Annotated in this window: 15 protein-coding genes; 11 read left to right on the top strand and 4 right to left on the bottom strand. The window is 34.6% G+C overall.

Annotation, left to right across the window (positions count from 1 at the left end):
* Nucleotides 1-43: 43 nt before the first annotated feature.
* The 4 genes from CL818_RS11060 to dnaK all read right to left on the bottom strand — a co-directional run bounded on the left by CL818_RS11060 (nt 44) and on the right by dnaK (nt 4,190).
* Nucleotides 44-496, bottom strand: a complete 453-nt coding sequence (locus CL818_RS11060) for a hypothetical protein (RefSeq protein WP_272973574.1) — start codon at nt 494-496, stop codon at nt 44-46.
* Entirely contained in the window at nt 493-1,281 is a 789-nt protein-coding gene (locus CL818_RS11065) for an SOS response-associated peptidase (RefSeq protein ID WP_286973063.1), read from the bottom strand. Before CL818_RS11065 ends, CL818_RS11060 begins: the two co-directional genes overlap by 4 nt.
* Nucleotides 1,282-1,298: 17 nt before the next feature.
* Nucleotides 1,299-2,138 carry a peptidylprolyl isomerase gene (locus CL818_RS11070; RefSeq protein WP_286973065.1) on the bottom strand — a complete coding sequence of 280 codons (840 nt, stop codon included), beginning with the start codon at nt 2,136-2,138 and terminating at the stop codon, nt 1,299-1,301.
* A gap of 141 nt (nt 2,139-2,279) precedes the next feature.
* On the bottom strand, nt 2,280-4,190 hold the full coding sequence (dnaK, locus tag CL818_RS11075) for a molecular chaperone DnaK (protein WP_286973067.1): 1,911 nt from the start codon (nt 4,188-4,190) through the stop codon (nt 2,280-2,282).
* Nucleotides 4,191-4,513: 323 nt separating this feature from the next.
* On the opposite strand from dnaK, the gene CL818_RS11080 reads away from it, so the two are divergent.
* The 11 genes from CL818_RS11080 to CL818_RS11130 all read left to right on the top strand — a co-directional run bounded on the left by CL818_RS11080 (nt 4,514) and on the right by CL818_RS11130 (nt 14,850).
* Nucleotides 4,514-5,800 carry an MFS transporter gene (locus CL818_RS11080; RefSeq protein WP_286973069.1) on the top strand — a complete coding sequence of 429 codons (1,287 nt, stop codon included), beginning with the start codon at nt 4,514-4,516 and terminating at the stop codon, nt 5,798-5,800.
* A gap of 90 nt (nt 5,801-5,890) precedes the next feature.
* Complete coding sequence (gene udk, locus CL818_RS11085; protein WP_286973071.1) at nt 5,891-6,499, top strand: uridine kinase; 609 nt, start codon at nt 5,891-5,893, stop codon at nt 6,497-6,499.
* A gap of 18 nt (nt 6,500-6,517) precedes the next feature.
* Nucleotides 6,518-6,841, top strand: coding sequence for an FtsB family cell division protein (locus tag CL818_RS11090; protein WP_286973073.1), 324 nt, complete (start codon nt 6,518-6,520; stop codon nt 6,839-6,841).
* A 336-nt stretch (nt 6,842-7,177) separates the two neighbouring features.
* On the top strand, nt 7,178-8,251 hold the full coding sequence (locus tag CL818_RS11095; protein ID WP_502692252.1) for a methylmalonyl-CoA mutase family protein: 1,074 nt from the start codon (nt 7,178-7,180) through the stop codon (nt 8,249-8,251).
* Entirely contained in the window at nt 8,238-8,840 is a 603-nt protein-coding gene (locus tag CL818_RS11100; RefSeq protein WP_013187184.1) for a hypothetical protein, read from the top strand. The genes CL818_RS11095 and CL818_RS11100 overlap by 14 nt, the downstream gene beginning before the upstream one ends.
* 91 nt (nt 8,841-8,931) lie before the next feature.
* Entirely contained in the window at nt 8,932-9,432 is a 501-nt protein-coding gene (locus tag CL818_RS11105; RefSeq protein WP_013187183.1) for a hypothetical protein, read from the top strand.
* Nucleotides 9,425-11,548 (top strand): methylmalonyl-CoA mutase, encoded by a 2,124-nt coding sequence (gene scpA / locus CL818_RS11110; RefSeq protein WP_272973569.1) that lies wholly within the window; start codon nt 9,425-9,427, stop codon nt 11,546-11,548. The genes CL818_RS11105 and scpA overlap by 8 nt, the downstream gene beginning before the upstream one ends.
* Nucleotides 11,549-11,618: 70 nt before the next feature.
* Nucleotides 11,619-12,503 (top strand): SDR family oxidoreductase, encoded by an 885-nt coding sequence (locus CL818_RS11115; RefSeq protein WP_013187181.1) that lies wholly within the window; start codon nt 11,619-11,621, stop codon nt 12,501-12,503.
* Between the two features lie 91 nt (nt 12,504-12,594).
* Nucleotides 12,595-13,359, top strand: a complete 765-nt coding sequence (locus CL818_RS11120; RefSeq protein ID WP_272973568.1) for a ParA family protein — start codon at nt 12,595-12,597, stop codon at nt 13,357-13,359.
* 2 nt (nt 13,360-13,361) lie between these two features.
* Complete coding sequence (locus CL818_RS11125; RefSeq protein WP_013187179.1) at nt 13,362-14,273, top strand: ParB/RepB/Spo0J family partition protein; 912 nt, start codon at nt 13,362-13,364, stop codon at nt 14,271-14,273.
* Nucleotides 14,266-14,850 carry a DUF5683 domain-containing protein gene (locus tag CL818_RS11130; protein WP_013187178.1) on the top strand — a complete coding sequence of 195 codons (585 nt, stop codon included), beginning with the start codon at nt 14,266-14,268 and terminating at the stop codon, nt 14,848-14,850. The genes CL818_RS11125 and CL818_RS11130 overlap by 8 nt, the downstream gene beginning before the upstream one ends.

The following is a 14,850-nucleotide window of genomic DNA, read 5'->3' on the forward strand; positions in this document are numbered from 1 at the left end:
TTAGATTATGAAAACTATAACTAGTTTTCCTCTTATTTTTTACCTACACACCAAATTGAGTAAGGTGATGATCTAAGTGTTTGCTAAACATGGTATTCCATTCTTTTATAGTTAATGGCCCAAAAGAATGAGACTCTTTCCCATTAAAATGAGATTCACCCAGTTGTTGTGTTTTTTCCAGATGCTGTATTAACCTGTCTTTTTCAGTTTTAAATTTGCGCTCATCCCTAATTAAAAATGCTGGTGCAGTACCTCCATTTTTTTTAAATGGTTTATCTCCTACTACATAATTCTTAATTAATAGTTTTATTAAAAGTTTCTTTAAGCCTTTCGGCCTTGGATGTTTATCTTCATAAATTAACTCATAAGTAACATTGCAGTGAGCCAACATTTTTTCGACACTCATCTTTCCCCATTGCGGTTTTGTTTCTGGTGTAAGGTTATGTATTCTATTTATAAATTCTGAAGTGCCTTTTTCTGTAAAAACATTGGTCATANCTGGTTGGTATTACTTGTTAAAAAATTTAATTCATTATATATAACTGGTTCGCTAGTGNTTGGCGTATTTCCTAGATANGCTTTNCCTCTAAGCTTTTGCACNGTATGTGCAGAGAANTCTTCATCTGGATAGGGCTGTATTAAAGATGTNATTGTTTGCTCGNCTAAATGATCATCAACATTTGTTATCCATTGATCTGCTATATCTTCTGGCAAAATTAGAGGCATTCTTGGGCCTTCTAATTTTGGATTGTTATGTATTTTAGAAAGTAATGCATTTCCTTTAGTAGTTACTATTGAAAACGTATTTAAATGTCCGCCNGTTTCTGGATCTTCCCAAGTATTCCATAATCCTGCCATTGCCATTGCCGTGTTATCTTTCTTATGAATATAAAAGGGATACACCTGTCCATTGTAGTGATGGTGCTCATAAAAGCCATCAACATAAAAGAGGCAGCGTTTATGTTTAGCAGAATCTCGAAAAGACGGTTTTTCGAAAATTGTTTCACCTCGTGCGTTTAAGGTCTTATTCCATANCTGTTTTTTTTGAGTGGTATCTTTTACCCAATGTGGCACTAAGCCCCAAGTTGCAACTTCTGGAAAATTTGGAGAACGATCTGTATAAATAAGTACTTCTGGATGATTAAATCCAGATGCATGATGCAAAGGCAAATCTGTTAAAGGTAGTAGCCTATCTTCTATTTCCTCTAATGCCAATAAATCTTGAGCGCGCCTTACACGCTCTANTTGTGCTTTTTTACTTGTTTTTATATCGTAACACATATTTTAATTATGGTTAACTATTNCTCTAATATNTTAACGCTCTTAATACGAATATCTGTTAATGGTCTATCTAAATTGTTTGTTTCAGCATTTGCAATTGAATCAACAATATTTAAACCACTTACAACTTCTCCAAAAACTGTGTAATTCTGGTCTAAGTGTGGCGTACCTCCAATAGTTTTATAAACTTTCCTATGTTCTTTTGGTATGGTATACCTTTCAAAATCTTCAAACTCATTTGCTAGCTTTATAATACTATCATTAAGTTTTTTATATAAAGTTTGATCTCCAACAATTTCTGCCTGCTGTAAAGCATTAACCAAATCCTTATGCTTAAAGCTATTTTTAAATTTATGTTCTCTTAGCCAGCCGTTAATTCTATCTTCATTTAATTGNAATAAACTATCGTTCTGAATTTTTCCNTGTACAATATAAAATTGTGTACTACTTGATGCACGCTCTAAATTTCCATCTCTCGCAGCAGCTAATACTCCTTTTTTATGGAATAAGTCTGGATGAAACTCAGCAGACACTCTATATGGCAACTCGCCTTCTCCCAAAGTATCTTGTGGTTTTGCATCTTTACTTTTAATATCACCACTCTGTATCATAAAATCTTTAATTACTCTATGAAACAATACGCCATTTAATGTACTGTCATTAGCTAGTTTTATAAAATTATCACGGTGTTTTGGAGTTTGGTTGTATAGCTTTACAACTATGTTTCCTTTAGTGGTATTAAGTTGAATTTGAGTTGGAGAATTCTTAACCTGATCTTCACTAGTCGNTTGTTGTTTGCAAGATATTATAGTTAATAGGCTAGTTACCAAGATTAAAAAACGGTGAGTTGTAGTCATTATGCGCGTTAATTTAGTTGTATAAATATAAGTAAACTGGTANTCTAATCGTTTCAATCTTTATGGTTAAAACAAAAAAAATCCGCAACTCTTTCGAGTTGCGGATTTATATATAATAGAAATCCGGTTAAGGATTGAAGCTTATTTTACTTCTTCAAAATCTACATCTTCTACNTCGCTACCTTCAGAAGAACTAGCATCACCTTCAGCTTGACCAGCATCTCCAGTTGGAGCGCCTTGTTGAGCTTCTGCTTGTGCTTTGTACATTTCTTCACTAGCTACTTTCCAAGCTTCGTTTATCTTATCTAAAGCTGGTTGAATTTGGTCTACATCGCCAGTTGCGTGTGCAGCCTTTAACTCAGTTAATGCTTCTTCAATTGGTGCTTTCTTATCATCAGATAATTTATCACCAAATTCTTTAAGTTGCTTTTCCGTTTGGAAAACCATAGCATCTGCCTCGTTAATCTTATCAACTTTTTCTTTAGTCTTAGCATCTGCATCTGCATTNGCTTCAGCTTCAGCTTTCATTTTCTTGATTTCCTCTTCGCTTAAACCAGAAGACGCTTCAATCTTAATATCTTGCTTCTTACCAGTTGCTTTATCTTCTGCACTTACTTTAATGATACCGTTAGCATCAATATCGAAAGTCACTTCAATTTGAGGAACACCACGTTGTGCTGGTGGAATATCAGACAAATGGAATCTACCAATTGTCTTGTTATCTGCCGCCATTGGACGTTCACCTTGTAATACGTGAATTTCTACACTTGGCTGGTTATCTGCCGCCGTTGAGAAGACCTGAGACTTATTCGTAGGAATAGTCGTGTTTGCTTCAATCAACTTAGTCATAACGCCACCCATAGTTTCAATACCTAGAGATAATGGTGTAACATCTAATAAAAGAACGTCTTTTACGTCTCCTGTTAATACACCACCTTGTATTGCAGCACCAACAGCTACAACCTCATCTGGGTTTACACCTTTACTTGGCTTCTTACCAAAGAATTTCTCTACAGCTTCTTGTACTGCAGGAATACGTGTAGAACCACCAACAAGGATAACCTCATCTATATCACTCTTGCTTAATCCAGCAGCTTTAAGTGCTTTTTCACAAGGAGTAATTGTGCGTTTNACTAAATCATCAATTAATTGCTCAAATTTGCTACGTGTTAATGTACGNACCAAGTGTTTTGGTCCGCTTGCAGTAGCTGTAATGTAAGGTAAATTAATTTCTGTTTGGTTAGAAGAAGACAACTCAATTTTTGCTTTCTCTGCAGCTTCCTTAAGACGTTGCAACGCCATAGGATCTTTCTTAAGGTTCATATCTTCTTCAGATTTGAACTCATCTGCCAACCAGTTAATTATCTTTTGGTCAACATCATCACCACCAAGGTGTGTGTCACCATCTGTAGATAATACTTCAAAAACGCCGTCACCTAATTCTAGGATAGAAACGTCATGAGTACCACCACCAAAGTCAAATACAACAATCTTTTGGTCTGTATCTTTCTTATCTAAACCATAAGCCAATGCAGCAGCAGTAGGCTCATTAATAATACGCTCTACTTTAAGACCTGCAATCTCACCAGCTTCTTTAGTTGCTTGGCGTTGGCTATCATTAAAGTATGCCGGTACTGTAATTACAGCTCCAGTAACGTCTGTACCAAGATAATCTTCTGCTGTTTTCTTCATTTTCTGAAGAATCATAGCAGATAATTCCTGTGGTGTATATAAACGACCGTCTATATCTACTCTTGGCGTATCGTTATCTCCTTTTTTTACATCGTATGCAGCACTTTCAACTTCTTTAGAAGATTCACTGAATTTGTTACCCATAAAACGCTTNATAGAAGAAACCGTTTTTGTTGGGTTAGTTACTGCTTGTCTTTTTGCNGGNTCNCCNACTTTAATCTCNCCNCCNTCTACAAANGCNATNACAGAAGGAGTNGTNCNNTTACCNTCNGCATTNGGNATNACCGTAGGCTCGTTACCTTCCATTACGGCAACGCAACTGTTGGTAGTACCCAAGTCAATTCCAATTATTTTACTCATCTTAATATATTTTATTAGTGTTCAAAATTGTTTTCTCGACTACTAAAAGTCAAAAGATGTGCCACTAGAATGATTATGACAGAGTGTCAGAAATAAAAACTATAAATGAAAACTTAGGCAGTTGCTTGAGTCNTTAANAGCTTTTTTGAATANAAATTACAAGTTACTGTTTCGGGTGTTCCCCTAAATCGGGTCGGGCTTTCGCCGTTACACGGTAACGTGCTCTATCCCTAACACAAAANANCTTATTTACAGACCCTAACCTAATACANTTTGCCAAAGCCTTATTTCTTATCTTTCACAAACCAAACTGTAACANACCTTTGAAAAAAGACAACATTAAAAAACCACTACANTACATTATTCTCCTAATTTTAGCAGGAGAAGCNGTTTTTATTTTACCTTTTGTCTTAGCGAGAGTGTTTAGGGCTACCGTTTTAGATGTNTTTCAAGTAACTAATACACAGCTTGGTTATTGTTTTTCAATATATGGCTTAGTGGCGTTAGTGTCTTATTTGTTTGGTGGTCCTTTAGCAGATAAATTTCAACCTAGAAAATTAATGGGAATCTCTCTCATATTAACTGCCATAGGTGGTTTTGTATATGCCAACAATCCATCATACACAACGTTAAAAATNCTTTATGGATATTGGGGTTTTACTACAATTTGTTTGTTTTGGGCAGGTATGATTAAAGCAACTCGNATTTGGGGTGGCACAGACAGCCAAGGTAANGCATTTGGTTTTTTAGATGGTGGTCGTGGTTTGGTAGGTGCCTTATTTGGACTTTTAGGGGTATTAATTTTTGCATTTCTTATGCCAGATAATGATGTAGACCTTAATACTATTGNACAACGTGAAGCATTTAAAGCTGTTATCTTAATAACATCTGGCATTGTAATACTAATAGGACTATTAGTTTATTTCTTTTTAAAGCTAGATACTAAAGCAACAATAGAAAAGGAAACTATTAAGGAACACATTACACTTAAAAACATAAAAGACGTATTACAACTTAAAGCTGTATGGCTTTTAATGATAATTATACTCTGTGCTTATGTAGGTTATAAGATTACAGATATTTTCTCTTTATATGCAAAAGACGTAATGAAATATTCTGAGATTGAAGCTGCACAAACAGGAACTTTCTTATTATTTATAAGACCTGTTGTTGGTGTTCTCATTGGTGTTTTAGCAGACAGATCTAAAGCCTCACTTTATTTAGTTATTGGTTTTTTACTTTCTATTATTGGCGCTAGCATATTTGCTTCTGGCGTCTTACCAGAAAATACTACGTTGTTTTTCTTTACAAGTATTGTTATTACAGCTATCGGCGTATATGCTGTTAGAGTACTGTATTTTGCAGTAATGCAAGAAGGCAAAATACCCTTAACGCTTACGGGAACANCTGTTGGTCTTATATCATTTATTGGTTACACACCAGACATCTTTGCTGGTCCTATGATAGGTTACTTTTTAGATGGTTGGAATGGTGAGCAAGGCCATANTTATGTATTTATTGCTTTAGGNATATTTTCTNCTATAGGCTTTTTAGCATCTATATTATTTTATAAGCATTCAAANCAAATTTCAACAACCCCTAAAGCTTAAATTGTATTAAATTATTTTTTCAGCATCTGTTTACNATTTTCGTGAATTAACTTCTAACTTTGCCGCTCAAACTTCAAACTTTTTATTGAGATGCTCATTATAGGAATTGCTGGCGGTACTGGCTGTGGAAAAACAACGGTGGTCAATCAAATTATAGATCAGTTAGCTACAGAAGATGTGGCAGTTATTTCTCAAGACCATTACTACAAAGACACATCTAACCTTACTCTTGAGCAGCGTACAAAGATAAATTTTGATCATCCTCAGTCCATAGATTTTCCTTTACTAACGCAACATTTAAACGATCTTAGAAACAACAAACCTATAGAGCAACCCGTATATTCTTTTGTAGANCATAACCGCACTGGAGAGACTACAACCACATATCCTACCAAGGTAATGATTGTAGAAGGTATNTTAATTCTTACAAATCCTGAGTTACGAGACCTATTCGACATTAAGATTTACGTGCACGCAGATAGNGATGAACGTTTAATAAGGCGTTTAAAACGTGATATTGCAGAACGNGGCAGAGATTTAGAAGAGGTGCTTAACCGCTACCAAACNACGTTAAAACCAATGCACCAGCAATTTATAGAACCNACNAAGGAGTTTGCAGATATGATTATTCCTAACAACAGATATAATACCGTAGCTGTTGATATTGTACAGAGTATCATAAGAGAACGTCTTACCTAAAATTGTATCTTTAGCCTTATGAGATTTAAAGATCTAAAGCAAAAATGGTGGTTCAGATTTTTAAGTAACAAGTATATCTTGTTACTTATAGTTTTTGCTATTTGGATGTTTTTTTTCGACAGTAATTCTTGGTTTATACATAATGAACTTAGTAACGAAATAAGTGATCTTGAAAAAAANAAGGATTACTACAAAGAGGAAATCGCCAAAGACAAGACTACCATCAAAACTTTAGAAGACTCGGTGGAAATTGAGAAATTTGCCAGAGAAGAGTATTATATGAAGCGAGAAAATGAAGAGATTTTTATTATTGAATATGAAGATAGCATACAATANCAATAATTTTAAGATTANATTAAACAGTCTTTAATTTTAAAATCCCTTTGTTATTTACAAACACAAACTATGACTAAAGACCTATTTAAAGATTTTGATCCTGTTAGCGCTAAAGCTTGGAAACAGAAAATACAAGTAGACCTTAAAGGCGCAGATTACAATGACACCCTAATTTACAAAAGNCATCACGGTATAGATGTAAAACCCTTTTACCATAGAGAAGACACTAAGTTAGTGTCTGTAAAAGCGGTTTCTTCTTGGGATGTCTGTGAAAAAATTTACATAGAAAATGTAGAAAAAAGCATCACCAGAGCAAACAATGTACTTACGCGTGGTGCAGAAATGTTATGGTTTGTTATCCCTAATGACTCAGTTAACGTAAAAGCTATTTTAGATAAACTAAACATAGGTGATAAATTCATATATATTGAGTGTACTTTTCTTTCTGAAGCATTTATAAAAACCTTAAAAGACCTTCAGCAGTCTTACAATTTAAAGATTGGAGTAGATATTATTGGTCATCTTGCAAAAGATGGTAACTGGTTTACTAATAAAGATGAAGATCATTCAGTTTTAAATAAATGTATTGGGAAAGATATTTTAAGTATAGATGCTGCACTTTATCAAAANGCTGGTGCTAATATTNCGCAAGAATTAGCATATACTTTAGCCCATATAAATGANTACGCAAACCACTTTACAGACCACAAAGATTTAAATTTTACGGTAAANGTTTCNATAGGCTCTAATTACTTTTTCGAGATTGCAAANCTTAGAGCACTGCGTTTATTATTTAGCACTCTTGCCAAGGAGTATAACTTAAATGATAATTTATTTATTCTTGCTCANCCCACAAAACGCAACAAGGCTATTTATGATTACAATGTAAATATGNTACGAACAACAACAGAGTGTATGAGTGCTGCCTTAGGTGGTGCAAATGCAATTTATAATATGCCATATGATACGTTGTTTCATAAAAACAATGAATTTGGAGATCGCATTTCTAGAAACCAACTACTAGTCTTAAAACACGAAAGTTATTTTGATATGGTAGACAATGCTNCAGACGGTAGNTATTATATTGAAANTCTTACACAACAGTTTGCTGAAAAAGNNTTAGAAATTTTCAAGCAAATTGAAATGGGTGGCGGTTTTGTACAACAATTATTTGATGGTAAAATTCAGCAAAAGATAAAAGATTCTGCTTCACAAGAACAACAGCTATTTAANGATGGCAAGCTATCTCTTATAGGAACCAACAAGCATCCTAACAAACAAGATGCAATGGCAAATGATTTACAATTGTACCCTTTTGTAAAACAAAATCCGAGAAAAACGTTAATAGAGCCAATAATTGAAAAACGTNTGGCTGAACAATTAGAACAAGAACGATTNAAAAATGAAGCTAAATAAATTCCATCACATTCTTTTGCCGCTTATTTTAGTTACTGTTTTATGGAGTTGTAAAACAGAGCAGAAAGACTATGAGTATAGCTTTAATAATTATCCAGATAGGTTTATTTGTGATAGCTTAGATACAAAGCTTATAAAAGAAGCCTTTTACAGTTATGAAGAAGATATTTATAACTACAATAACGACCCTAAGAAGAAAAATTTAATGAAAGCCATGGCTAAATGGATTAACCATGCCATAAAAGAAAAAGTTACACCAGAACAAATTATTTCAGAACGTACTGTAACACTTTTTAAAATGCTAAAAGAGAAACACCCTGAATTTTGGATTAAAAATCAAGGTGAAATGACCCTAAACTTAGACAGTCCTTTTATGACGTGTGTCTTTAATAATATAGATGATAATAATGTAAAAACTACATTCCTAGCATTAAAAGACACCAATACATTTAAACCTGAATTGGTTGAACCATTACTTACCGGAAACTATTCAAGACTTGCAATAGACCCATATTTAAATCACTATGCAGTTTTCCAATATGGTTTTGGAAGAATGTTTAATAAAGACCTAACCACTATAAAAGATTAGCAATATGAAACCAGTTTTAAAACTTATCTTTTTTATATGTCTAGTGACAACTTTTAGTTGTCAGGAAAAGTTTGAATATAAATTTCAGGACATGCCAAACTTCACGGTTTGTGCTAATGAGACAGAACCATTGCTAAAAGAGGCATTTTATAGTTTTGAGCACGATATTAAAGTTCATATTGGCAACTTAAATGCACAGAGTGAGCAAATTTATGGACAGTGGTTTTACCCAACTTTAAAAAACAAACTAGATGTTAAAGAGTTTGTATCTCCTCATACTGTAAAGGTTTTTGAAATGCTAAAAGAATCTAAACCAGAAATTTGGGATGTTTACAATGAAGACTCTAACCTAAACTATAAATCAGACTTCATAAAGTGCATTGCTGCAAATATGATAGACAAAGATCTTAAAACAACATTTAAAGCACTTTTAACTACCAACAGCATGAAACCAGATTTGTTCTCTGATGCTATTGGAAGAAACTCTCTAAAAATAGCGAGAGATCCTTATTTAAAATTATATGTCGTTTTTGAATATGGCTATGGCCATATGTTCTTTAATGACTTTACTGAAACAGAAGACCATGAGTAGAAAGAATTTACAGCATTTAAAATTAAATTACGACACTCAAGACACCTCTTCAAATGAGGTGAAAATGCAATCTACTGCAGAAAAAATTGAAGTAAAATCTCATTATACCAAAGAAGATTTAGAAGACCTTAAACATTTAGATTTTGTTGCAGGAATAGCACCTAATTTACGTGGTCCCTACTCTACTATGTACGTTCGTAGACCTTGGACAATAAGGCAATATGCAGGATTTTCAACAGCAGAAGAAAGTAATGCATTTTACAGACGTAATTTGGCTGCAGGACAAAAAGGACTATCTGTAGCTTTTGATTTGGCAACACATAGAGGTTATGACAGTGATCATGATAGAGTTGTAGGAGATGTAGGTAAAGCTGGTGTGGCTATAGATTCTGTTGAGGACATGAAGGTTCTTTTTGATCAAATTCCGCTAGATAAAATGTCCGTTTCAATGACTATGAATGGTGCCGTTTTACCTATTATGGCATTTTATATTGTAGCTGCAGAAGAGCAAGGTGTTAAAGCAGAACAGCTTTCAGGAACCATACAAAATGATATTTTAAAAGAGTTTATGGTGCGTAATACATACATTTATCCGCCACAACCTTCAATGAAAATTATCTCAGACATCTTTGAATACACTTCTGAGAATATGCCAAAATTTAACAGTATAAGTATATCGGGTTACCATATGCAGGAAGCTGGTGCTACTTGTGATATTGAGCTTGCATATACCCTTGCAGATGGTTTAGAATATATACGAAAAGGACTGGCTGCAGGAATGGATATAGATACGTTCGCGCCGCGCCTATCTTTTTTCTGGGCAATTGGGATGAACCATTTTATGGAAATTGCAAAAATGCGTGCCGCACGTATGCTTTGGGCTAAATTGGTAAAACAATTTAATCCTAAAAATCCTAAATCGTTAGCATTAAGAACGCACTGCCAAACTAGTGGCTGGAGCTTAACAGAGCAAGATCCATTTAATAATGTAGCCAGAACCTGCATCGAGGCTTCTGCTGCAGCTTTTGGAGGCACGCAAAGTTTACACACAAATGCGCTTGATGAAGCCATTGCATTACCTACCGATTTTTCTGCACGTATTGCTCGTAACACACAATTATATTTACAAGAAGAAACACAGATTACCAAAACTGTAGATCCTTGGGCAGGTAGTTTTTATGTTGAATCGCTCACAAATGATATTACAGAAAAAGCTTGGGAGCTTATACAAGAAGTTGAAAATCTTGGAGGCATGACAAAAGCCATTGAAAAAGGTATCCCTAAACTTCGTATTGAAGAAGCTGCCGCAAGAAAACAAGCACGTATAGATAGTGGCCAAGATATAATTGTAGGTACTAACAAATACAGGTTAGAGAAAGAAGATCCTTTAGTAACGTTGGAGGTAGACAACCAAACCGTAAGACTTCAACAAATTGAACGTTTAGAACGTATAAAGGCAGAACGTAATACAGATAAAGTTTCAAAAGCGCTTAAAGATTTAAGAAATGCTGCAAAGCAAGGCAACAAAAACTTACTATCTTTAGCTGTAGCGGCTGCCAGAGACCGTGCAACACTAGGAGAAATTAGCGATGCTTTAGAAGAAAGTTTTGGCAGGCATAAAGCACAAATTCAAAGTTTTAGTGGCGTGTACAGTAAAGAGATAAAAGACGACAAATCATTTAGCAAAGCCAAAGAATTGGCAAATACCTTTGCAGAACAAGACGGAAGACGTCCTCGTATCATGATTGCCAAAATGGGACAAGACGGTCACGATCGTGGTGCCAAAGTGGTAGCAACAGGTTATGCAGATGTTGGTTTTGATGTAGATATAGGTCCACTTTTCCAAACACCTAAAGAGGCTGCTAAACAAGCCGTAGAAAATGATGTTCACATTTTAGGTGTATCCTCTCTTGCTGCAGGTCACAAAACATTGGTGCCGCAAGTAATTGAGGAACTCAAAAACTATGGCAGAGAAGATATTATGGTAATTGTTGGTGGTGTTATACCTTCTGCAGATTATCAATTTTTATTTGATGCTGGCGCTGTTGCTGTATTTGGTCCAGGAACAAAAATAAGTGAGGCTGCAATTACATTATTAGAGATTTTAATAGATTAACTTTAAAATATTTAAAAGCATACCAAATATACTATGCAAGCATTGTATATTTGACTAAAATCAAAAAACAATGAACTATACTAACGGAATGCTTCGCGATGATGCCCTTAAAGGAAAAAATATTGTAGTAACTGGTGGCGGTAGCGGCTTAGGTAAAGCAATGACTACTTATTTCTTAAAACTAGGAGCACAAGTTGCAATTACGTCAAGAAATATTGACAAATTAGAAACTGTAGCTAAAGAACTTACAGAAGAAACTGGTTCTAAATGTGTGCCGCTACAATGTGATGTAAGGCATATTGAAGAAGTTGAAGCTATGCGTGATGCTGCAATTAAAGCCTTAGGACCTATAGATGTATTATTAAACAATGCAGCCGGTAATTTTATTTCTCCAACAGAGCGTTTATCTGCAAATGCATTTGATACTATTATAGATATTGTTTTAAAAGGTACTAAAAACTGCACACTAGCATTTGGTAAGCATTGGATAGATAACAATGAAAAAGACAAATCTGTATTAAACATTGTTACTACGTATGCCTGGACTGGTTCTGCTTATGTTGTACCAAGTGCCTCAGCAAAAGCTGGAGTTTTAGCAATGACACGCTCTTTAGCTGTAGAGTGGGCAAAATACGGTATGCGCTTTAATGCAATTGCACCAGGACCATTCCCTACAAAAGGTGCTTGGGACAGATTGTTACCAGGAGAATTAAAAGAAAAATTTGACTTAGCAAAAACTAATCCTCTAAAACGTGTAGGAGATCACCAAGAGCTTGCAAACTTAGCAGCCTACCTAGTATCAGACTTTTCATCTTATGTAAATGGTGAGGTTATTACAATTGATGGTGGTGAGTGGATTAAAGGTGCTGGACAATTTAACCAGCTAGAAGAAGTTCCTCAACAAATGTGGGATATGCTTGAAGCAATGATAAGAAGTAAGAAAAATAAGTCTTAAAAAGATGTCAACATCTCAATCAAGTTGCTACAAATACATTTTTTAAACCTTTTAAATTATGTATTTTTACCCTTTAAACACAAAATAAATAATGGGTAAAATCATAGCTATCGCCAACCAAAAAGGTGGTGTCGGTAAGACCACAACATCGGTTAATCTAGCGGCGTCACTTGGTGTTTTAGAGAAAAAAGTGCTTTTAATAGATGCAGATCCTCAAGCCAATGCCACTTCTGGTCTTGGTATAGATGTAGAGTCTGTTGAGATTGGTACTTATCAAATTCTTGAACATACGGCAAAGCCTGAAGAGGCTATCATAAAAACTGAATCTCCTAATTTGGATATTCTGCCTGCACATATAGACTTGGTAGCTATTGAAATTGAACTTGTAGACCAAGATGAGCGTGAATACATGCTTAGAAAGGTTATAAAAGATATTGCTGCATCCTATGATTATGTAATTATAGATTGTGCACCATCACTTGGCTTACTTACTTTAAATGCACTTACAGCTGCAGATTCTGTAATTATCCCTATACAATGTGAATATTTTGCATTAGAAGGTTTAGGAAAACTGCTTAACACTATAAAAAGTGTACAACGTATACATAATAAAGACTTAGATATTGAAGGCTTACTGCTTACCATGTATGACCAACGCTTGCGTTTATCTAACCAAGTAGTAGATGAGGTTAAGAAGCATTTTGAAGCAATGGTTTTTGATACCATTATACAACGTAACGTTAGGTTAAGTGAAGCACCAAGTTATGGCGAAAGCATTATTAATTACGATGCTGCAAGTAAAGGAGCTTCAAACTATTTGAGTTTAGCTCACGAATTAATTAAGAAAAACAGTTAATAATGGCGAAGGCAACAAAAAAACAAGCCTTAGGAAGAGGACTTTCTGCATTGCTAAAAGATCCTGAGAATGATATTAAAACTGCTGAAGATAAAAATGCAGATAAGGTTGTTGGCAATATTGTTGAGCTAGAGCTTGATGTTATTGAGGTTAACCCTTTTCAACCTCGTACTAGTTTTAATGAGGAAACCCTAAGAGAACTTGCTACATCTATTAGAGAATTAGGAGTTATACAACCTATTACTGTTAGAAAATTAGACTTTAACAAGTACCAACTTGTTTCTGGAGAACGTCGATTTAGAGCTTCAAAATTAGTAGGTTTAGAAACAATTCCTGCCTACATACGCATTGCTAATGATCAAGAATCATTAGAGATGGCTTTGGTAGAAAACATTCAAAGAAAAGATTTAGATCCTATTGAAATTGCGTTATCATACCAACGTTTAATGGATGAGATTAATCTTACCCAAGAACAACTTAGTGATCGTGTAGGTAAAAAACGAAGTACGATTTCTAACTATTTACGCTTATTAAAGTTAGACCCTATCATACAAACTGGTATGAGAGATGGCTTTGTAAGTATGGGTCACGGTCGTGCATTAATTAACATAGATGATACCTCACAACAACTAGACATTTATGAAAAGGTTATTGAGGACTCTTTATCTGTAAGAGATACAGAAGCTTTAGTAAGAGATTTACAACAAGGAAAATCGTCTACAAAAAAGAAAGCTTCAGCTAATCCTCCACAAGAACTTTCAAAACCATTTCAAAAGGCACAGCAAAATTTCTCTGAGTATTTTGGTGCTAAGGTTAATGTAAAAGTTCAGAAAAAAGGCAATGGAAACATTGTTATTCCGTTCTCTTCAGAAGAAGATTTCAAACGCTTAAAAAAATTAATTTCGGGTGAATAAATCGCTTGTCATACTTTTCATCCTTTCCTTATTTGTAACAGCTGTTTCATTTGCACAAGAAGATACCCTATCTCTAGATGTAGATGATAACATAAAGCTTAAAACAAAAAAAGTTAAGGAAGTTCCAGATTATGATCCTTTAGCTCCAGCACGAGCAGCATTTTACTCTGCTGTATTACCAGGTTTAGGACAAGCTTACAATAAGGATTATTGGAAAATTCCAGTAGCCTATGCGGGTCTTGCTATTCCTATTTATTTTTATATAAATAATGACAAAGAGTACAATCGTTTTAGAGACGCCTACAAAAGGCGTTTGGCTGGCTTTGAAGATGATGAGTTTTTTGGGCAAGTAAATGACGATGGTTTAATCGAAGCACAACGGTTTTACCAACGTAACAAAGAAATCTCGTTACTTGTAACTGCTGCTATTTATGTTATAAACATTGTAGACGCTAATGTTTCTGCTCACTTAAGGCAATTTAACGTTAGTGATGATTTGTCCCTACAACCAGATTTTCAGTTTGATGAGTTCTCTGGTAAAACACATTATGTTATGTCTTTAAATTATAAATTTTAA

The sequence above is a fragment of the Croceibacter sp. genome (genome assembly GCF_002716225.1).
Taxonomy (GTDB): Bacteria; Bacteroidota; Bacteroidia; order Flavobacteriales; family Flavobacteriaceae; genus Croceibacter; species Croceibacter atlanticus.